The following is an 18,256-nucleotide window of genomic DNA, read 5'->3' on the forward strand; positions in this document are numbered from 1 at the left end:
CGTTGGGCGTAAAGGGCTCCGCCCTCTTGGGGGGATTGATGCGGAGGCCTTTACCGCCAGGGGGTGCGGGGTGCTTCCCGGCCTTGCGGGAAGCGGGGGGCATTAGGGAAACGACCTGCCATGTATGACAGGTGGTTGATGGGATTCGACGTGCGACTCAGGTGTCATACCGAGACGCGTTGAACGAGTCGATCCGGGGCTGCTCGCCCTCGGGGACGAGTCCTTCCTCCCACGACCCGCGATACATCTGGGCGATGAGCGACACCGCGTGCTTCACCGCGTCGGACGCCGTGATGCCGGTCGACATCATCACCGTCAGGTCGTCATACAGCTCGACGTCCATCCGGACCGACAGGCCCTTGCCCGGGGGCGGCGGCTTCCTCACGACGGCCGCCCGTTCGTGAGCCCGAGGGCCCGGTCGAGCTTGCGGTCGAGGAGCAGCGCCCCGTACCGGTCGCCTGCCTCGCGGGCCTCGATCAGAGCGTCGGCAACCCGCTCCGCCGACAGACGACCCGGAGGCTGCACCAGGCCCATCGCCATGTTCTCCGTGGGCCGGTGAACGAGTGCGGTACTCACTGGCCCTCACCCGCCCGGATCGCTTCGACCTGGTCGGCCGCCTGGTCGATGAGGCCGGCCAGCTCCCGGAACGCCACGGCGAACCGGCGGGCGTCCGCCGGGCCGACGTGGAACTCCTCGGTGTCCGTCTCGACGGACACCAGCACCGCCGACCTGGTCGAGGCGTAGGGCTGCTGGGTGATGTGGACCGGGCCGACACCCACCTCCCCGAAGGCGGTGGGGGCGGTCAGAGCCCACAACGGTTCGCTCTTGTGCGCAATCTCCGCCTTGGTCCGCGGGGTGCTGTCGCCGTGCTGGAAGCTGCACCACGTGGGGCAGGCGATCCGCACGGTCCCGGCGTCCGACGTCCGCACGCTGGTCGTGCCGTCCGCGTTGCGGCGGGGCTCGGGAGCCACGGTGGGCCGGTCGCCGCTCACTTGCCGGCCGCCTTCGCCGTCATGCTGCGCAGGGAGGCGGCGAACTCGGTCAGCTCCGTGCAGAGCTCCACCGACTGCATCAGCGGCAGGAAGTACAGCGACTGGTCGTCGTCGATGACGATGTGCGGCTCCCGCTGCACCACGTCCACCGCGAACGGGTCGACCGCGATGTGCGCGTACAGCAGCGCCATCGGGCCGTTCTCGGTCGGCAGCTCCATCGTGATGCGGGAGCTCTGGTGAACGATGTTCTCGATGTTGCCGGTGTGCTCGTGGTGCGCCTCGCTGCACCAGTCGTAGCACTCGATGGTGCCGGTGATCTGCTTCGTCACCCTGTACCGGGCCGGGCCCTTCGACCTGTGCGCAAGGTCCGGGGTGATGGTGTTCAGGAACTCCCGGATGATCGGCTCACGCTCGGCCTGCGGCAGCGAACGGGACAGCTTGACGTCAGCGTCACCGATCTGCCCGTGGATCGTGGCGTACACGCCGATGGGCAGTTCCTCCGGCTCCACCTCCTCGACGTTGACCCCGAGGAGGGTCAGCAGCTGCGGGAGGGGGGTGGCCGCGGTCTCCCCGATCGTCATGCCCTGCCACATCGCGTACAGGTCGGCGGTTGCGGTGGGCGACGCGGGGGCGGGCTCGGCGGCCGGCGGGGTGACGGGCGCCCCGGACTGGCGGAACGCGGCGGGGACGGACGTGGTGCGGGCGGTGTCGCTCATGGCGAGTCTCCTCAAAGGCTGTGAGGGGCCCCGACCGGCGGACGGTGACACGTCCGGCCGGGGCAGTCCCGAAACCGCGGGACACGGAGGTGGGGCAGGGGGCTGTTAGGCGGCGAGGTGGGCGGCGGCCTCATCGACCGCGTCGGCCGCGTCCCGCAGGGCCTTGGCGAACGCCACAGCGTCGGCCTGGGTGTTCATCTGGCGGCGCATGTTCATCGCGACCGGGTCGAACGCGTAGGCCACGATGTACGGCGGCTCGTCCTCGGGGGACGTCAGCTCGATCGGGAGGGTCGACCCCTCGTCGAACGGCAGCTCGCCCAGCTGGGCGACGCACAGCCCGTCCGAGTGCCAGTGCTGGTCACAGCCGGGGATCCGGCACCCGTCCGCGATGACCGGGGCGGCGGGGAGAGGCCCGTCGTTGATCTCGACGGTGCCGGTCAGGTCGAACGACCAGTCGACGTAAGCGCCGTGCACGGCCGCCTGCGCCTTCAGGAACGCGTCCATGCCCGTGCTCGCCGCACGCCACGCCACCCGGCGCGGGTCGTCCTCCGGCAGGCCCTCAACCGCCTTCTCGTCGGCGTCCGTGACCGCAGCCTCGAACCGGTCGAGGTGCTGCTGCCAGTCGGCGAGGGTGTCGAGGAGCGGGGCGATGTGGTCGGTGGGCGCCTCGCTGCCGTGGATCGTCTCCAGGGCCCGCAGGCTGTCACCGGTCAGGCCCTCAAACCGGGCGGCGTACCCGGCGGTCGCCTTCACGTACACCTCGGCCGGGGCCGGGGCGGCGACCGGGGCGGGGGCGACGTACTCGGCGGTCCGCTTGTACGTCACGAACGCCTTGTCGAGAACCGCCGTCTCCGAGGGCAGGAACCCGTTGACCCGGCGCCACTTCCCGTGGACGTTCGACCAGGCCTTGCGGGGCTCGGTACCCATCTCGGTGCGGTACACCTTCGCCGCCGTCCGGCCGAAGGGGCTGCCGTACTGGTCGGCGAACGCCTGGTCGACACCCCGGCCGGTCAGGTACCGGCGGGCGAGGACCATCCCAGCGGAGATCGTGGTGTAGAGGACGGCCTTGTCGACGGCCGCAGCAGCGGCAATCCGACGATGACGCGACGTGAGAGCATGACTCACAGCGGTACTCCTGTTCGCTCAGGTGTGTCCGTGAGGCCCTCGTTCGGTGTTGGTAGCACCGGCGGGGGCCGTTCTTGTAGGTACGAAGCTAGTCGCCTTGTACCTACAAAGCAACCCCATCGTCGAAGAATCTTGTACCTACGAAATGCGCTCGCCTGTCTGGCCTCTTGTGTGTACAAGGCGGTAACCTCGGGCCATGACGCCCGATCCCGACACCGAGTACGACCCGGCGCGAAACTTCAGAGCGCCCGACGACGAGTGGCTTCCCTTCGAGGCGGCTACGCGCGCCGTCCATCCCAAGGGCCGCAGCCCCCGCGGCAAGGTGCTGCGCGAGTTCATGCGCTGGTACATGCGCCGGCCCGGCGCCAAGCTCCCCGACCGTCCGGCCGCCGGCCCCTGGTCGGAGTCGACGCAGGACTGAAGGTGCAGAAGGTGAGGCCCTGGCCCTGGTCAGGGCCTTTGGTGTGCCGTGTGCCAGATGGCACGGCGCTGGCACCAAAGGGCACGGTGAGGTTCAGTCGCCGTCCTACCAGCTGTCCAGCCACACCCCCGCTGACCTGCGGTTGAGCACATAGAGAGGTTGCCCCCCGTCCCGATCGGACGAGGGGCAACACACTGCTAATGCGGTTTGGGTCTTAAAGCCCATCGAGGGTTCAAATCCCTCCGCCTCCGCTCCACCCCGAAGCCCCGTGCCCCTGGCACGGGGCTTCGGCCGTTCCCGGCACCGCAGCGGCCGCACGGCCAGGTCAAGAGGGCATCCGAGATCCACCCCGAAAGGGTGTTTCCGCAGGTCAGAGGTGGTGCAGGCAATGGATTTCGCGTCACGGCGCAGGTCATGTAATGTTGTTCCCGCAACGCCGACCAGGCAGAAAAGCCCGGAACGCCAAGCACTCGTAGCTTAACGGATAGAGCATCTGACTACGGATCAGAAGGTTGCAGGTTCGAATCCTGCCGAGTGCACAGCAGGCCAGAGGCCCCCAGGAGAAATCCTGGGGGCCTCTGGCGTTGCCCGTACAGCAGCGAAGTACAGTGACCGCGTCAGCGACTACGCGTGCGTCGTATGGCTGAAGCCGAGGGAGATCAGCCCTTCGGACTGGCACAGGCGGTCTGAGGCGCCGCCGACCTCGGTCTGGAGCAGTTGGTAGGCGGCGCCGTGGGATTGGCCCCAGCACATGGCGGCTCTCCACAGGAGCTTGCCCAGCCCTTGGCCTCGGGCATGGGGCAGGACGGCGAAGTACTGGGGCATGAGTTGGGGGCGTCCGACGGCGTCAGGACGTACGTCCATGGGGCCGATCGCGCCCACGACGCGGTCCTCGATGGCGGCGGCGAGTACCGGGCCGCACTGACCCGCCTGCATCTGGGTGTGGAGGAAGGCCAGGCCGTCACCCGCCATGGCCTCGGCGAACGGCGCGAACGTCTCCTGCACGGCGGTCGGCCAGTCGGTGACGGGGCGGACCGGACCATCCGGGGCACGGCAAGCGCCGATGGTGAAGTCCTTCAACTGGATGCGGGTGCTGCGCGGGTGTGCGGTCCCGGGGCCGAGGGGCCGTACGACCCTCGCGTTGACCACACCGTGCCTGGCGGCGAGCTTGGCGGCCAGCTCGGTGGCCTCATCGACGACGCTGTCGGCGCGCCCGTAGGCGAAGACCTTCACGGTGCCGCGTCCGCGACGCATCAGAGTGGGGATGAGGGTGTGCTCGCGCTGGTGCACCACGTCCTCTTGAAGGACTTTCTCGTCCTTCTCGCCGCCCCAGCGCCGGTCCTTGTCGTAGGGCAGAAAACTCCGGGTGTCGGCCGCTCGCAGGATGTCTTCGAAGATGCCGACGGACAGGGAGTCGGGGTGGACGGGGCCGAGGGTCGGCACGACGGGTGCGGTCAGTTGGGGCCGGAGCCAGTCCCAGCGGAAGAACATGCCCGGCACCCTAGCGGTGGACCGGCAAGAGCTCAGGCCCCGACGCGAGTACGCCGGGGCGTGAGCGGAGTTGACCGGACCGTGTCGGTCAGTGGGGGTTGTCGTCTCCGGCGTCGCAGGAGCACTCCGCGCTCTCCACGATCAGGTCGAGGTCCTGGACGGCGGTGATCGAGGTGGTCGCGACGGGCGGGGCCGCGCGGCGGGCTGAGGGTGGCGGGCCGGGGAGGATGGTCACTGGTACGGGCGGGGTCATGAGGCGTTCTCCTTGTTTCCGTGTTGGCAGTAGCTGTGCAGCGGCGCCTTGGCCTCCTGGTAGTGCTTGGCCAGGGGGCGGCAGACCCGGCAGGTGCCGGACAGGGCGCAGCCCTCGCACCCACCGGTGCGAAGCATGAGGCGGTCGGCGATCGCGCCGAGCTGGGTGAGGCCGTCGATGCCTTCCGTCATCAGGTCGATCTGGTCGTCGCGACCGACCTTGCAGATCGACACCTTGGCGTGCGGGTCGGCGTGGAAGAAGGTGTGTCCCGCGTTGCAGCCGGCGAACGGCTTGCGCTGCCGCAGGTGGGCGGCGGACTGGGCGAGCAGCGGCTCACCGCCGCCGTAGATCGTGGGCGTCATGTTCGTGTACGCGTGGTTCTCGACGTTCCACTCGTCGGCGAGGGCGGCCATCGCGTCAGCCTCGGAGGCGTTGTCCTCGGTCACCACGACGTTGATGCGCAGAGGCAGGCCAGCCTGGCGTGCGGCGTCCATGCCGCGCCGGAACGCCTTCCACGCGCCACGGCGCTGGGTGAGCGTGTCGAAGGACTCCTCGCTCGCCCCGTACAAGCTGACCACCAGGCGGTACGGCGGAGAGTCGTGGAAGAGCTTCAGGAGGTCCGGCCGCCAGAGCAGCGAGCCGTTCGTGGAGATGGTGAGCATCATCCCGGCCTGCCAGGCGTACCGGTAGGCGCCCTGCAAGTGGGGGTCCATGGTGGGTTCGCCGCCGGTGATCTGGAGCCAGAGGACCCCGGCCTCGCGCATGATGTCCAGCAGCCGCACCTTGTCCTCCCAGCCGAGGCCGGAGAAGGGCCGCTCGCCGAGGTAGCAGTGCTTGCAGCCGAAGTTGCAGCCGAGGTTGATCTCCCAGGAGGCTCGGTAGTAGCCGTACGGGGAGGGCTCGCGCACCAGCACGGTGCCGCGCGCGGTCCGGCCACCCAGGCCCAGGCCCCACACGTCGGCGGCGGTCTGCACCGCCCAGGTGGGAAGCGACTCACCGTCGGTGACGGACTGGCGCAGGCCCTCGTAGTGGTCGGCGGAGATGCGGGCGCCGGCTCGTGCTCCCGGCTTGAGGAGGAGGTGTCCGTCGAGGAACGGGGAGGCGATCAGAGCGTGGGCCATCGGTGGCCCTCCTTCCGGATCACGGGGCGGGACAGCGGACCGGACTCCTGGCAGCCAGCTCGGCAGTGGATCTCGCCGAGGCCGTTGCAGGTGCCGCAGGTCTTGCCGGACGAGGTGGTGCCGCGGCCACGGCAGTCCCCGCACTGTTCGTTGCGAGGCGGGCGAGGGCGCCGACTTTTGTGCGAAGTCGTCATCAGCCGCTGCACGAGCCCTCCTCCAGGGCGTCTTCCCAGGTGTGCTGCTCGGCGTGGTCGGCGAACAGGCAGCAGCCCTCACTGTCGGGCCCCGGGGCGACCACCGGGCAGTCCGGCAGCACGACAAGTTCCGCCTCGTCCATCCCGTACCAGCGGAGCCAGAGCGCCGTCCCGCACGCCCCGGCGTCAACGAGAAGGCCGAAGTGCTCACCCTCGTCGTGCGCGGACAGCTGGCACTGCAACGCCCGGTCGACGTAGGTGGAGGCCGATTTCTGCTGCGCTTCCCGCGCCAGGTCGAGGGGCACCCGACGGCGGTGCGTACACCGCATTACGACACCATCCGGAAGGACGCGACGGCCTTCCGGGCCTGCTGTGAGCACCGGGGGCAGTCGCACGGCGGGTAGCGGCCAGGATCCTCCGGGACCACCGGGTCGTCGCCCACGCGTACCTCCGTGAGAGGCCCCCACGTCTGGCCGGAATCGCGGGAGACTCGCAAGGTCATCCGTACGTCTTCATGTCCGTTCACCATGGCCAGGAGCATCGCGATGCGCGGACCCGGCCAGAAAGGCCAAGCTGATTACCCAACTTGGGTAACATCACCCTCGGTTGATGAAGCGCAGCGATCCGTAGTTCTCATGCCGGAGCGTGCCGATGCCCGAGCCATCTCGTCCGAAGGAACTCCCGGTCAGCCTTCTCACGGACTCAGTGATGATCGAGGCATGCCAAGGCAGAGACTTCGGCCGCATCTTTCAGCTGGTCAAGGCGCGAGCAGGCATCTATCCGTCGTGATCGCGCGCCGCTGCGACCTCACGCCAAGCCGTGTGGGTGAGGTCATCGCCGGACGGCGGCAGTTGCTGCACATGGACGTGATCGAACGGATTTCGGACGGACTGCGCATCCCTGGAACCATGCTCGGACTCGCCCGACGCTCATGGGAAACGCCGCCCAGCCTGACGGTCGCGCCCCGTGTGCCGGCCGAGGTACCGGCTCCCTCAGCCGTCGAACCACTGGCTTCCGGACTACCGGGGGCGGACGTCGACAGCATCCTTGCACTGGCGGCCGATCGGGACCTTGGTGTGTCGACGCTGGACGCCCTGCATTCGTCGATCGCGGACTACTGGCGCCGGGATGACGAGCACGGCAGCGAGACCTTACGGCCGGCGGTGGTCGGCCAGCTCCGCTATGTCGTCGATCTCCTCAAGGAGCAGCACTCAACTCCTCTTCGGGACGGCCTATACGGCATTGCGGCCGAGTTGGCCCGGCTCACCGGATGGACCTACTTCGACGCCCGCCAGTACAACCAGGCACGCGTCTACTTCACCGAATCCCTCGGACTGGCCAGGACCATCGACGACCGTCAGTTCATGGCCAACGTCCTTGCCTGTATGAGCCTTCAGGCCACCTACCAGGACAAGCCCGGCGACGCCCTCGCACTCGTCACGGCCGCCCAGGACCAGGCCCGGGCGCCCGCAGGGACGACACCGCGCGTGCTGGCAATGCTCGCGATGCGCGAAGCCTTCGCCCACGCCACCCTCGGCAACCACGGTGCGACCCACACCGCGATCTCGGAAGCCCACACCCAGTTCGGCCGGATCAGCACAGGCGATCCGGACCCCGCCTGGGTCGCCTACTTCGACGAACCGAAGCTGATCGTGGACACCGGCATCGCACACGGCCGCCTGGGCGAAGCCGCCCTCGCCGAACCCCTCATCGCGGACGCCCTCCGCCGAGAACACCGGACGAACCACCGAGGCCGCGCCTTCCACGCCTTCTGGCTCGCCCGAACCCAGCTCCAGCGCGGCAAACTCGACGAGGCGTGCCACACGGCCATGAACGCCCTCGCCCCGGCGGTGGCCGTCAGCTCGCAACGAGTGGCCGGTCACCTCCGGGAGTTCTACGAGCAACTGGAGCCCTTCCGCCGCGAATCGGCCGCGGTGGCGTTCGAGGCCCGGCTCCGTGAAGTGCTGCCCCGCCAAGTCAGCGGATCGCCTCGTCCATGAGGACGTAGAGCAGCCCTACGAGGGAGCCGCTGCTGACGATCTCGCGCCGGTCGATCATGCCCCGCACGTCGGCCAGCGGAATCCACTCGATCCGGTCCGACTCGTTCTTCTCGGTCGGCGGACCTTCGTACGTCGCCGAGTCGGCCCGGAAGATGTGGTGTTGGGAGTCGGTGATGCCGTTGGCCGGCTCGGCGTAGATCAGCGACTTGATCGGACCGGGCCGCCAACCGGTCTCCTCCAGCACCTCCCGGGCTGCCGCTTCCGCCGGCGTCTCGCCCTCCTCCACCAACCCCATGGGCAGCTCCCATGCCCAGGCGTTCGTGATGAAACGGTGCCGCCACATCATGAGAACCTCGCGGCGCTCGTTGAGGACGGCGGCCACGGCCAGATGCCGGAGCTTGACGACGTGGTGCTCCCAACGGTTCCCGTCCGGCGTTTCCACGTCGGTGAGCCACAGGTTCACCCAGTTGTTCTCGTAGATCGGACGTTCCCCGTGGATCTTCCACTGCATTGCTGCGGCCCCTCTCGATCGGATTTCAGCATCGCAGAGGTGAAGGTGCGGGGACCGTGCATCAGGCAAGTTCGCGTCACACTGACACATACGAGAGATGTGTCCAGCGAGGGAGGCAGGAGGCGTATCACGGCGCCAACGCAGCGCTCACGCCTCTGTCCGATCTGTAGTGCACCGGCTGGTGTTGGCAGAGGCAGCACGCGGAAGTGAGCGAGACGCTCACGAGCCCACCCGGCGAACGGCCGAGCCGACGCAGGCATCGCCTGGTGGTGTTACAGGTTTCTCTACCTCATCAAGGCACCCGGCTGCGCTCCGCTCCGCCGGGCGCGCTTCCCGGCTCTGGCTGCGCCCGCGCTCCTGCCTTCGGCCCGCTCGGCGCTGCCGCCGCCGACGCGCGCCCACAACTGGATAGGCCCGGGGGCATGAGACGAGAACCAGGCCCGCGGCTTCAAGAGGATGCCTCCGGCGGGGGCGCTCAGACTCCGGGATGGGAGGAGCCCCGTTCGCGAGTGCCGGTCGGAGCGGGGTGAGCGTCGTGGGGCTCCCATCCCGACCACCTTCGACCCAGGCAGAGCCGAGCAGTCGCGGCCCAGGGCATCAAGGGCGTCCGTACATTGGCGCGCTCCACCTTGACGCCCTGAACCACAACCGCTCCACGGTGTGTGGGTCGAAGGCGGACGGGATGGAAGCCGGGGAGAGTGGTGGGTATCGGTCGCTAAGCTCTCGTGACGCCGTCGGCGCTTTCCGGTTCATCCTTAGCAGCGGATTCACGTGCTGCGGCAACCAATTGCGCCACCATTCGCGCTGCCTCGCTGGCGTCGTCGTGCTCCCATACTCGAAGGACTGTCCATCCAGCAGAGCGAAGACGCATGTTCGTGTCGGCATCACGCGCACGGTTGCCTTCAATTTTTGCTGACCACGCCCCAGCGTTCGCCTTCGCGGGTCGACTGTGCTCAGGGCAGCCGTGCCAAAAGCATCCGTCTACGAAGACCGCGACACGTTCTCGCGGGAACACGACATCGGCAGTACGCCGGAGTTCCCGGAGAGGGCGAGTGTTGACCCGGTAGCGCAACCCGGCAGCGTAGAGCAGGGAGCGGAGGGCCAGTTCCGGACCGGTGTCCCGCCCACGGTTGGCCTGCATATTGGCACGGACCGCACGTGAAGAGGCCTTGGACTCGGCGGGAAGTGGCTCCTCAGTGAGAAATCCCTGCTCCCGTGCGCGTCGCCATGCCTCCGCGAGGTTCGCTCCGCGCCATTCATGCGTGACCTCGCAGACGTACCGCTCCTGAGTCTCCCCGTCTTTCGACCAGCGCAGGTAGGCACGGATCCTCCGCGTGCGTCGGTATAGGCGAAGGGTGATCGAGGCCCGGGCGAAGCGTCCGTCTCCGAGGGCCACCATCCGGCGGTGCCTTCCTCCTGCCACACGATCCTGCTCTGTAGCGGGTGCCGCAGCGCCGGGTCGCCGTTTGTAGGCATGCTCAGGTGGAAGTTTTTCCTTCCAGTGTCGGTCTCCCGAAGTCACGAGGCGGTCACTGTCCCGCCTTGTCCAGGGTGTCGGCCACCGCGCGCGCGAAGAACTCGCCCAAGACCACAGGCACGGCGTTGCCGAGCTGACGCATCTTCTCGCCTCGGGGGCCGGCACCCTGCCATTCGTCCGGGAACGTCATGACGCGGGCAGTCTCGCGCACTGTCATGTAACGGTGCAGGTACGTCGCGCCCTCGCCAGGCCTTGACCCCGGGGCGAGGTCGTCCAGGAGCACCACAGACTCGCCTCCGGGCACCCCGTGCACCCCGGCTTTGACAGTCTTAGCCGGCCGGTCAAGTTCGTTGGGCGTGTGCCCCTTGTAGATCCTCGCGTCCGGCCAGCCGATGTGATCCGAGATCCCGAGGTGCTGGGCCTGCTCGGACTTTCGATCCAGCATGTTCAGATCGACTTTGGGGAGCGCGGGCAGCTTCGTGTCTGTGCCGTAGCCCTGGATGGCGTCACGCATGGTCCGCCAGGCTGGCAGCTCCTCCTCGCCCTTCTTCGGGCGCACGTCCTTCGGGATGCGGGCGCGCACTCGCTCGCGAACGTGAGGTTCTACTTCCGAGTGCCGCTGCCAGTACTCACTATTGTCATCGAGCAGCGACAAGTGGAGCGCCTCTTCGGAGAACTGTCGCGCGGAGTAGATCTCGTGGAACTTCTCCACATCGATCGGCAGGTCGGCACGGAAGGCAACCATCACGACACGGTTGCGTACCTGGGGTACCCCGTAGTCGGCCGCGTTTACCGGGAACACCTTGACCCGATAATGCTCGGGGTTGTCATCTTCGTCCGGAAGCTCAACACGCTCGCCGAGGATGCTGGCAAGCTTCTGGTTGTGGTACTGCCAGAGGTCATCCGGCTTGCGCGACTCGAAGGGTAGAGACAGCTCGCGCTGAATGTAGGTGAAGTAGTCCCGGAAGGAAGGCCGCAGCAGGCCGCGCACGTTTTCGCAGATGACGGCCTTGGGGCGCATCTGTTGGATGGCCTTGAACATGGCGGGGAACATGTTGCGTTTATCTTCGTCGCCCTTGGCCACGCCGCCGGCGCTGAACGGCTGGCAGGGCGGCCCACCAGCTAGCACATCTACCTGGCCCTCGAAGGCGCTCAGGTCCAGCTTGCCCACGTCCAGTGGGAACAAGGGCGCGGGCTCGCCCTCCTGCGGTGGTTCGGGCTTGAACGTCTCTGTGCGAGCGATCCCGTCCACGCCGAGCGTCCTGGCCGCGTTAGCCACCAGGGTCTCGCAGGCGCGGGCGTTGTACTCGTTGAACAGGAGCGGCCGGAACCCGGCTTGGTGGACCGACATGGCAAGGCCGCCCCCGCCGGCGAACAGTTCAACGCTGGTGCGGCGCTTCTTGATGTCTTCTGGCAGGTCAACCATGCGTAAACCATACCGCGGAGTTTGTGATCTTGGGGACGATCCATTAAAACGAGCTGGCAGCGGCTCCGCAGCGCCATAGGGTTCCAGTTGATCACCGACCCGAAAGGAACAGGGCTGATGTCACAACCGGACGAACCCGGCACCGATGCTACCAATCATGGTGATTTCAGGCTAAGCATCACGCAGGCCCTCGGCGATCAACTGGCCGTAGCTTTGAAGCAGCTCACGCCAGCCCCCCTTACCGAACCGAACCTCGATCGGTTGGCCGACAGGGCCGGCGTCTACCAGTTGTACCGCAACGGCCAGTTCGTCTACGTCGGCAAAGCCGACAAGTCGCTCCCTACCCGCATCCTCAAGCACCTGAGGAAGGTCTCCGGCCGCCAGGGAATATCGCTCGCCGAAATGTCCTTTACTTGTCTTTATGTTGCCGAAGACTTCTCCGCGCTCGCGCCCGAGAAGCTGCTGATCAATCACTATAAAAAGAAAGGTCAGATCCGCTGGAACAACAATGGGTTCGGCAATAATGACCCTGGCAAGCGGCGGGACGAGACCATCGTCAAGGCGAACCATTTCGATGCCCTCTTTCGCATCGACTTGGAGCGCGTAATCTCCGGTTTCAAGCCGGGACCTATGCCCCTCAGTAGGGTTCTCGCGAGGGTGAGCGCCGAAGCCCCTTACACCTTCCGCTACGAGAAGAAGAAAACGGATGGCGCTTACAAGCGAGAGGTGGAAATCCCTGACGGCGAGCTGACAATCGCCCAACTGCTCGAACTGATCGCCGGTTCACTGCCGGCTGAGTGGCAAATCGCGGTCCTCCCCGGTCGGGTGATCATGTACCCAGACAACCGGCGTGATTACCCGAGCGTGTGGCGTTACTACCGAGGCGCACAGATTCTCGACGTCGAGCCCGAGATCGGGGAGGTCGGAGAGATCCCCGAGGAGCCCGATGCGGCGGAGGATGACGAGTAGGCCTGGCCGGGCGGAAGCCCCTCCGCGGCTGAGTTTCTAACTGCGTGACAACGGCGGCAGACGACCACGAACATCCGCCAACGTCATCGGACCATCAACTCAGGTGACAGGCACTGCAGCCCAGGGACAGCGAGCGCGCCGAGTTGCTCCGGGACGGAGGGGTCGTCAGTACAGCAGCGCAGTACCGCAACCCAAGCAACCGCCTCCACCCGGTGGTGCCCCTCGGGAACCGCGTAGCGGCTGGAATGGTCATCATTGACCGATCCGGCTAGAGCTACGGATCAGAAGGTTGCAGGTTCGAATCCTGCCGAGTGCACAGCAGGCCAGAGGCCCCCAGGAGAAATCCCGGGGGCCTCTCGCGTTATCCGGCGTTCGCGGCGTTCGCGGCGGTCGCCGTGGTGGGGTGCGGCACGGGGGGCGGGTCCTGTACGACGGCGCGGCGGCGGGTCGGTAGGCCCAGGGTGGGGTTGGCGACGCCCCAGGCCGCGCCCTTGCAGACCACTTCCTTGTAGAGGGCGGCCAGGCGGCCGGTGAGGGCGGCGGGGCGGGACCGGTCGTCGGCGGTGACGTACTGGATCAGGCCGTCCTTGCGGCCCAGCGAGATGCACTGGTTGAAGTAGCGCAGCGGGACGGTCGTGGGCTTCGTGCCGGTGAGGCGGGACGCGATGGAGTCGGCGGCCTGCCATGCGGTGGGGACGCCCGAGGCGCACGACATGCGCAGCGGCTTGCCGCCCGGGCCCAGCACCAGGGTCGCGTCCCCGATGGCGTACACGTCCGGGTGGGAGAGCGAGCGCATGGTGCCGTCTACCGCGATCCGGCCCGTGGCGTCGGTCTTCAGCGCGGTTGTCTGCGCGATGGGGTGGACCGCGAAGCCTGTCGTCCAGATCGTGACCGATGCGGGGATGGTGGAGGAGGACGTGGTGACGTGGTCCGCGTCCACGGCGGTGACCGTCGTGTGTTCGTGGACCGTGATGTTGAGCCTGTCGCAGACCTTGCGCAGGTGGTGGCGGCCCTTGGGGGAGAGCCAGTCGCCGAGTGCGCCCCGGGCGGCGAGGGCGACGTCCAGGTCGGGGCGGGCCTCGGCGATCTCGGTTGCCGCCTCCAGGCCGGTGAGGCCGCCGCCGACGACGACCACGGGCTGCCCGGCGGTGAGGGCCGCCAGACGTTCGCGGAGCCGGAGGGCGCCGGGGCGGCCGGCGATGTCGTGGGCGTGTTCGGCGGTGCCGGGGGCGTCGTGGGTGTTCCAGGTGCTGCCGAGGGCGTACACGAGGGTGTCGTAGGTGAGTTCCTCGGTGGTCTGCTCGTCCGTGACGGTGATCGTCCTGCGGTCCGCGTCCACGGCCGTCACCCTCGCGAGCCGCAGCCGGACTCCCGTACCGGCGAACATCTCGGCGAACGGGCGGGGCCTCAGCTCCTGCCCGACCGCCAACTGGTGCGTCCTGACCCGCTCGACGAAGTCCGGCTCGGGGTTGACGAGGGTGATGGCGACGTCCTCGCTCCGCAGCCGCCTGGCGAGGCGGCCGGCGGCGATCGCTCCGGCGTATCCGGCTCCGATGACGATGATGCGGTGCTGTGTGACCTGCGTGACCTGCATGACCTGGCTCCTGTCTCGCGCGGTTTCGCCCCTTGAACCGGGCAGCCCGCCGTTTCCTGACAGGTATGCGATGTGACCTGCGTCACGGGGTGGTCAGAAGACGTGGAGCAGGGGTTCTCCGTGGTCGGTGGCCGCCCACTGCCTCGTCGCGCGTTCGAGCTTGTCGGGGTTGGCCTGGCTGCGGAACGCGGCGATGCCCTCCGCCGTGATCTCCACGCACAGGACGCCGATGACCCGGCCGTCGAGGACGACCAGGACGGCGGGGGCGCCGTTGGCGGATGTGAGGTGGACCTCGGGGGAGCCGCCGACGAGATCGCGCTTGGCCTTGCTGGGCTTGAACAGACCCCGCATGAACTTCGCGACCGCGAGCGCCCCCGCGAACGGCCTGGTGCGCGCCGGCACCTTTCCGCCGCCGTCGCCGATCGCGGTGACGTCGGAGGTGAGGAGCCGTACGAGCGGCTCGGTCTGCCCGCTGGTGGCGGCGGTGAGGAACTCCTCGACGATCCGCCGGGCGGCGGCCTCGTCGATCTCGGTGCGGGCCCTTCCCTCCGCGACGTGCTTCTTGGCGCGGTGGAAGATCTGCTGGCAGGAGGCCTCGCTGATGTCGAGGATCTCCGCGATCCTCCGGTGCGGGTGGTCGAACGCCTCCCGCAACACGTACACCGCCCGCTCGTTGGGCGTCAGGCGCTCCATGAGGGTGAGGACGGCGTACGAGAGCGACTCGCGCTGTTCGGCGGTTTCGGCGGGGCCGAGCATCGGGTCCCCGGCGAGCAGCGGTTCGGGCAGCCACTGGCCGACGTACGACTCACGCCGGGCGCGGGCCGAGGTGAGCTGGTTGAGGCAGACGTTGGTGAGGACCTTCGTCAGCCAGGCCTCGGGGACCTCGATGCGGTCGAGGTCGGCGGCCTGCCACCGCAGGAACGTGTCCTGTACGGCGTCCTCGGCATCGCTCGCCGAGCCGAGCAGGCGGTAGGCGATGGCCTCCAGGCGGGGCATGGAGGCCTCGAACCGGTCCATGTGCGTCCTCGTCAGAGCCATGGTCCGGATCCTACGCTCGCGGGCTGCCCGGAGCCTTGGGCATGCGGGGCCTGCCGAAGGCGTCGGGTCGGCAGCCCGGTCGGTAGGGTGTGCGCTCGATGTCGCGCCGCGCCGGGGGGTTCTGGCAGCCGCGCGGTGAGTCAGGGGGACGGATGAGATTCACGTGGGGAATGGTCGGGCTTGCCGCCCTGGCGGTGGTCTCGGCGGCGGGCTGCGGCCCGGTCATGACGACGGCGGGAGAACCGGTCTCCGCCTCAGCCGAGTTGCAGGGCAAGTGGTGGACGTGGGCGGCGTCCGAGCCCGAGGAGACCAACCCCGTTGCCGACGAGGACGGAAGCTTCTGCGACCGGAATCAGCCGGAGGCCGTCTGGTTCCTGGCGGGCACCTTCGGTGGTGAGGTCGAGCGCGAGTGCACGGTTCCGGAAGGGCGCCCGATCGTGTTCCCGCTGGCGAACTTGTTCGGGAGTGGGCAGGACTGCCTGGCTTTCATGCGTGACGCGGAAGGGGCCGCGCTCCTGGATGGCATGCCGGTCGAACCGGAGGTCTACGCAGGCGAGTCGATCACCGTGCAGGGGCTGGCGGGGAACGCGGTCACGGGAGTGGCGGAGCGCTTCACCACCACAGGGTGCGGCCTGTGGATCCAACTGCCCGCGCCGGGGCTGGGGCAGCACATCCTGAAGTTCAGTGGTCGGTCGACCGGCCTCTCGGTCGGCGCGGAATACAGGCTGACCATCGAGGAGTCGCCTGAGGCGTCGACCGGACAGCCGTCGGAGGAGCCGTCCGGCCCTGCGCAGGCGATGCCCGGGCCGGTCACCGGCGTGGCACCGGTCGTGGATGAGGCACGGCTGTCGTGACGCGGGTGGAGGGGACACCGGTCCGCTGATGGATGTGGTGCACGGGGTTCTCCTGCTGACGGGAGGGGCGCTGCTCGCCGTCGGCCTCGCCGGGACGGAGCGCGATACCGTCCGGATCCTCGACATGGAGGGGAGCACGTCGGGCCGAGCTGGAGGCGCTCCAGAGCGACGGCAGCCTGAAGGTCTTCGAGGGGACATACACCGTTCTCTCAGGGGTGATCACGGCAGGCGATGCGCGTGAGGTCGAGGGTCCGGAGGACGGGATCACATCGAGCGACCCTGGGTACGGCGACCACCTGGACGCGGGCGGCGACAGGGGGCCGCCTGCGCACCCGCCCCCCCGGTGAGGCGCCGCGCCCGCCGCATCAGGGTCCCGAGCCGGGGTAGCCGGACATGCACGGGGTGTGATGGGCGCGCCCGGCTCGGAGGTTACCGATGGGGTCGCAGGAGCATGGCCAGGTGCAGCGGTGGCAGGACCGGTGGTGGGCGGTGGGGCTGCTGGTGCTGGTGGTGTGGGTCGGCATCCGGCTGGCCTTCGACGGGTGGTCGGGGTGGCCCGGCATTCTGGTCGGCGGGCTCGTCTACGCCGGGTTCATGACGTGGCTCGTGATGCGGCGCCGACGTCGTGACGCCCGGGCGGTGGGGACCGATGCCGCGCGCGTGCCGGAGCTGGAGCGGCGTATTGCGAAAAACGGTCCGCTGCCCGAGGACCCGGCCGAACAGGCTGCCATGATCCGGCTGATCCGGCGCCGGGAGGAGAAGCTGCGGCGCCATCGGTGGTGGGCCTTCCCGCTGCTGGCGCTGCTCTTCTTCGGGATCCCGGTGCTCTGGTTCGCCGCCGGGAACGTGACGGCGGGCCTGTGGGGGCTCGCGTTCGGTGCCGCGTTCCTGGGGTGGATGGTCTGGTTCAACCGGCGCTTCGCCCGCCGGATGGCCGGGATGCGGCGGCGGATCGAGGGAGTCGGTGGTGGCCTGGCGCGTGGTCCCGCCGCCGGTCCTGTCGGTGGTCCCGCCGCCGGTCCCGTCGGTGGTGCGGAGGGGTTCGCTCACGGGGCCCGTTAGCCTTCGCTGAGGCCGAGGCGGCGGCGTGGTGGAGCGGAGAGCGGGGTTCGGGTGGCCTTCGGGTGGCGGTGTACCGGGGTCGCGTGGCCGGGGGATGAGCCGCAGCTCGGGTGGAGCAGGGGCGGCGAGCGGCGGGTGAGCACCCTCGCGTACGGGGTCGGGCTCGGGTTCCGCGTGGTGGGGGAGCGGCACTGTGTGGGGGCCCGGGGCAACGTGTGCCCGCTGGGGGCCGTGGTGTCCGCGCGCAGTACCGGGGCCCGGTGTCCGGAGTGTGCGCGGCTGGACCGGGCCCACTCGGTGGCCGCCGATACGTTGCTGGACGACCCGCGGACGTACCGCGTCTATCTCGCCTGGTTCGGGCCCGGCCTGGTCAAGGTGGGGATCACCCGGGAGGAGCGGGGCGGGGCGCGGCTGCGGGAGCAGGGGGCCGTGGCCTTCACCTGGCTGGGGCGCGGGCCCCTGATGGCCGCCCGGCGGACCGAGGAGGTGCTGCGGGCCGCCCTCGGGGTGCCGGACCGGATTCCGTACGCCAGGAAGCGGGGCGTACGCGGTCAACTGCCGCGAGAGCGCACGCGGTTGGCCGAAGTGGTGACGTTGTACGGGCGGGCCGCGGAGCTTGAGGGGCGCGGGTGGCCCGAGTCGTTGGAGCGGCTTCCGCTCGACGTGGTCGATCACGGGGGGATCTTCGGGCTGGACCGTGCTCCCCGCGCCACACGGTCGGTGCGTGAGCTGGTCGACGGGGGCGTGGTGGCCGGGGAGTTGGTGGCTGCCGCCGGGCCCGATCTTCATCTGGCCGTCGACAGGGGCGGGAGTGGTGGCGTGGTCGTGCTGGATACGCGGCTCATCACCGGGTGGGAGCTCGCCGCCGTGGATCCGGCCGCGGCCAACGATGTACGTGTCCCCCTCATCGACATCGGGGGCGGCGGCGTGCAGGGTGGGTTGTTCTGACCTTGCCCGGTGAGGAGTCGTCGTTCGTGGAGTCTGTGGAGCCTGTGGAGGCCCTGGAGGCCGT

Annotated in this window: 19 protein-coding genes, 1 tRNA gene and 1 pseudogene; 7 read left to right on the top strand and 14 right to left on the bottom strand. The window is 68.7% G+C overall.

Going from position 1 to position 18,256, the window contains the following annotated elements; translation table 11 throughout:
- Positions 1–157: 157 nt before the first annotated feature.
- From ACFWRT_RS12685 to ACFWRT_RS12705, 5 genes are all read right to left on the bottom strand, one after another.
- On the bottom strand, positions 158–385 hold the full coding sequence (locus ACFWRT_RS12685) for a hypothetical protein (RefSeq protein ID WP_380951769.1): 228 nt from the start codon (positions 383–385) through the stop codon (positions 158–160).
- On the bottom strand, positions 382–576 hold the full coding sequence (locus tag ACFWRT_RS12690; protein WP_380951770.1) for a hypothetical protein: 195 nt from the start codon (positions 574–576) through the stop codon (positions 382–384). The genes ACFWRT_RS12685 and ACFWRT_RS12690 overlap by 4 nt, the downstream gene beginning before the upstream one ends.
- Positions 573–992 carry a DUF6907 domain-containing protein gene (locus tag ACFWRT_RS12695; protein ID WP_380951771.1) on the bottom strand — a complete coding sequence of 140 codons (420 nt, stop codon included), beginning with the start codon at positions 990–992 and terminating at the stop codon, positions 573–575. Before ACFWRT_RS12695 ends, ACFWRT_RS12690 begins: the two co-directional genes overlap by 4 nt.
- Positions 989–1,708: a DUF6907 domain-containing protein gene (locus tag ACFWRT_RS12700; RefSeq protein WP_380951772.1), complete on the bottom strand. Its 720-nt coding sequence runs from the start codon at positions 1,706–1,708 to the stop codon at positions 989–991. The genes ACFWRT_RS12695 and ACFWRT_RS12700 overlap by 4 nt, the downstream gene beginning before the upstream one ends.
- Before the next feature lie 105 nt (positions 1,709–1,813).
- Positions 1,814–2,833 carry a hypothetical protein gene (locus tag ACFWRT_RS12705; protein WP_380951773.1) on the bottom strand — a complete coding sequence of 340 codons (1,020 nt, stop codon included), beginning with the start codon at positions 2,831–2,833 and terminating at the stop codon, positions 1,814–1,816.
- Between the two features lie 196 nt (positions 2,834–3,029).
- Between ACFWRT_RS12705 and ACFWRT_RS12710 the strand changes: the two genes are divergently transcribed.
- On the top strand, positions 3,030–3,254 hold the full coding sequence (locus ACFWRT_RS12710) for a hypothetical protein (protein ID WP_380951774.1): 225 nt from the start codon (positions 3,030–3,032) through the stop codon (positions 3,252–3,254).
- Positions 3,255–3,720: 466 nt separating this feature from the next.
- Positions 3,721–3,793: transfer RNA gene (locus ACFWRT_RS12715), tRNA-Arg, on the top strand.
- Between the two features lie 85 nt (positions 3,794–3,878).
- On the opposite strand, the gene ACFWRT_RS12720 is transcribed toward ACFWRT_RS12715, so the two are convergent.
- From ACFWRT_RS12720 to ACFWRT_RS12735, 4 genes are all read right to left on the bottom strand, one after another.
- Positions 3,879–4,745, bottom strand: a complete 867-nt coding sequence (locus ACFWRT_RS12720; protein WP_380951775.1) for a GNAT family N-acetyltransferase — start codon at positions 4,743–4,745, stop codon at positions 3,879–3,881.
- A gap of 88 nt (positions 4,746–4,833) precedes the next feature.
- On the bottom strand, positions 4,834–4,998 hold the full coding sequence (locus tag ACFWRT_RS12725; protein ID WP_380951776.1) for a hypothetical protein: 165 nt from the start codon (positions 4,996–4,998) through the stop codon (positions 4,834–4,836).
- Entirely contained in the window at positions 4,995–6,119 is a 1,125-nt protein-coding gene (locus ACFWRT_RS12730; protein WP_380951777.1) for a radical SAM protein, read from the bottom strand. Before ACFWRT_RS12730 ends, ACFWRT_RS12725 begins: the two co-directional genes overlap by 4 nt.
- Before the next feature lie 193 nt (positions 6,120–6,312).
- Entirely contained in the window at positions 6,313–6,618 is a 306-nt protein-coding gene (locus ACFWRT_RS12735; RefSeq protein ID WP_380951778.1) for a hypothetical protein, read from the bottom strand.
- A 346-nt stretch (positions 6,619–6,964) separates the two neighbouring features.
- Between ACFWRT_RS12735 and ACFWRT_RS12740 the strand changes: the two are divergent.
- Positions 6,965–8,313, top strand: a pseudogene (locus tag ACFWRT_RS12740) (hypothetical protein).
- On the opposite strand, the gene ACFWRT_RS12745 reads toward ACFWRT_RS12740, so the two are convergent.
- From ACFWRT_RS12745 to ACFWRT_RS12755, 3 genes are all read right to left on the bottom strand, one after another.
- Entirely contained in the window at positions 8,291–8,824 is a 534-nt protein-coding gene (locus ACFWRT_RS12745; protein WP_380951779.1) for an NUDIX hydrolase, read from the bottom strand. The pseudogene ACFWRT_RS12740 and the gene ACFWRT_RS12745 sit on opposite strands and share 23 nt — an antisense overlap.
- Before the next feature lie 715 nt (positions 8,825–9,539).
- The gene (locus ACFWRT_RS12750; protein ID WP_380951781.1) at positions 9,540–10,223 is read right to left on the bottom strand and encodes a very short patch repair endonuclease; all 684 of its coding nucleotides are present in this window, start codon (positions 10,221–10,223) and stop codon (positions 9,540–9,542) included.
- 130 nt (positions 10,224–10,353) lie between these two features.
- On the bottom strand, positions 10,354–11,727 hold the full coding sequence (locus ACFWRT_RS12755; RefSeq protein WP_380951782.1) for a DNA cytosine methyltransferase: 1,374 nt from the start codon (positions 11,725–11,727) through the stop codon (positions 10,354–10,356).
- A 117-nt stretch (positions 11,728–11,844) separates the two neighbouring features.
- Here ACFWRT_RS12755 and ACFWRT_RS12760 point away from each other — a divergent pair, with 117 nt between their 5' ends.
- Complete coding sequence (locus tag ACFWRT_RS12760) at positions 11,845–12,696, top strand: GIY-YIG nuclease family protein (RefSeq protein WP_380951783.1); 852 nt, start codon at positions 11,845–11,847, stop codon at positions 12,694–12,696.
- 361 nt (positions 12,697–13,057) lie between these two features.
- Here the strand turns inward: ACFWRT_RS12760 and ACFWRT_RS12765 are convergent, their stop codons facing one another.
- Positions 13,058–14,290: an NAD(P)/FAD-dependent oxidoreductase gene (locus tag ACFWRT_RS12765; RefSeq protein ID WP_380951784.1), complete on the bottom strand. Its 1,233-nt coding sequence runs from the start codon at positions 14,288–14,290 to the stop codon at positions 13,058–13,060.
- A gap of 93 nt (positions 14,291–14,383) precedes the next feature.
- Entirely contained in the window at positions 14,384–15,328 is a 945-nt protein-coding gene (locus ACFWRT_RS12770; RefSeq protein WP_380951786.1) for an RNA polymerase sigma-70 factor, read from the bottom strand.
- 98 nt (positions 15,329–15,426) lie between these two features.
- On the opposite strand from ACFWRT_RS12770, the gene ACFWRT_RS12775 reads away from it, so the two are divergent.
- From ACFWRT_RS12775 to ACFWRT_RS12785, 3 genes are all read left to right on the top strand, one after another.
- The gene (locus ACFWRT_RS12775) at positions 15,427–16,182 is read left to right on the top strand and encodes a signal protein (protein WP_381121266.1); all 756 of its coding nucleotides are present in this window, start codon (positions 15,427–15,429) and stop codon (positions 16,180–16,182) included.
- A 435-nt stretch (positions 16,183–16,617) separates the two neighbouring features.
- Complete coding sequence (locus tag ACFWRT_RS12780) at positions 16,618–17,244, top strand: hypothetical protein (RefSeq protein ID WP_380951788.1); 627 nt, start codon at positions 16,618–16,620, stop codon at positions 17,242–17,244.
- A 51-nt stretch (positions 17,245–17,295) separates the two neighbouring features.
- The gene (locus ACFWRT_RS12785) at positions 17,296–18,192 is read left to right on the top strand and encodes a DUF2797 domain-containing protein (RefSeq protein WP_380951789.1); all 897 of its coding nucleotides are present in this window, start codon (positions 17,296–17,298) and stop codon (positions 18,190–18,192) included.
- The last annotated feature ends 64 nt before the right edge of the window (positions 18,193–18,256 follow it).

Source organism: Streptomyces cyaneofuscatus, assembly GCF_042718795.1.
Taxonomy (GTDB): Bacteria; Actinomycetota; Actinomycetes; order Streptomycetales; family Streptomycetaceae; genus Streptomyces; species Streptomyces cyaneofuscatus_A.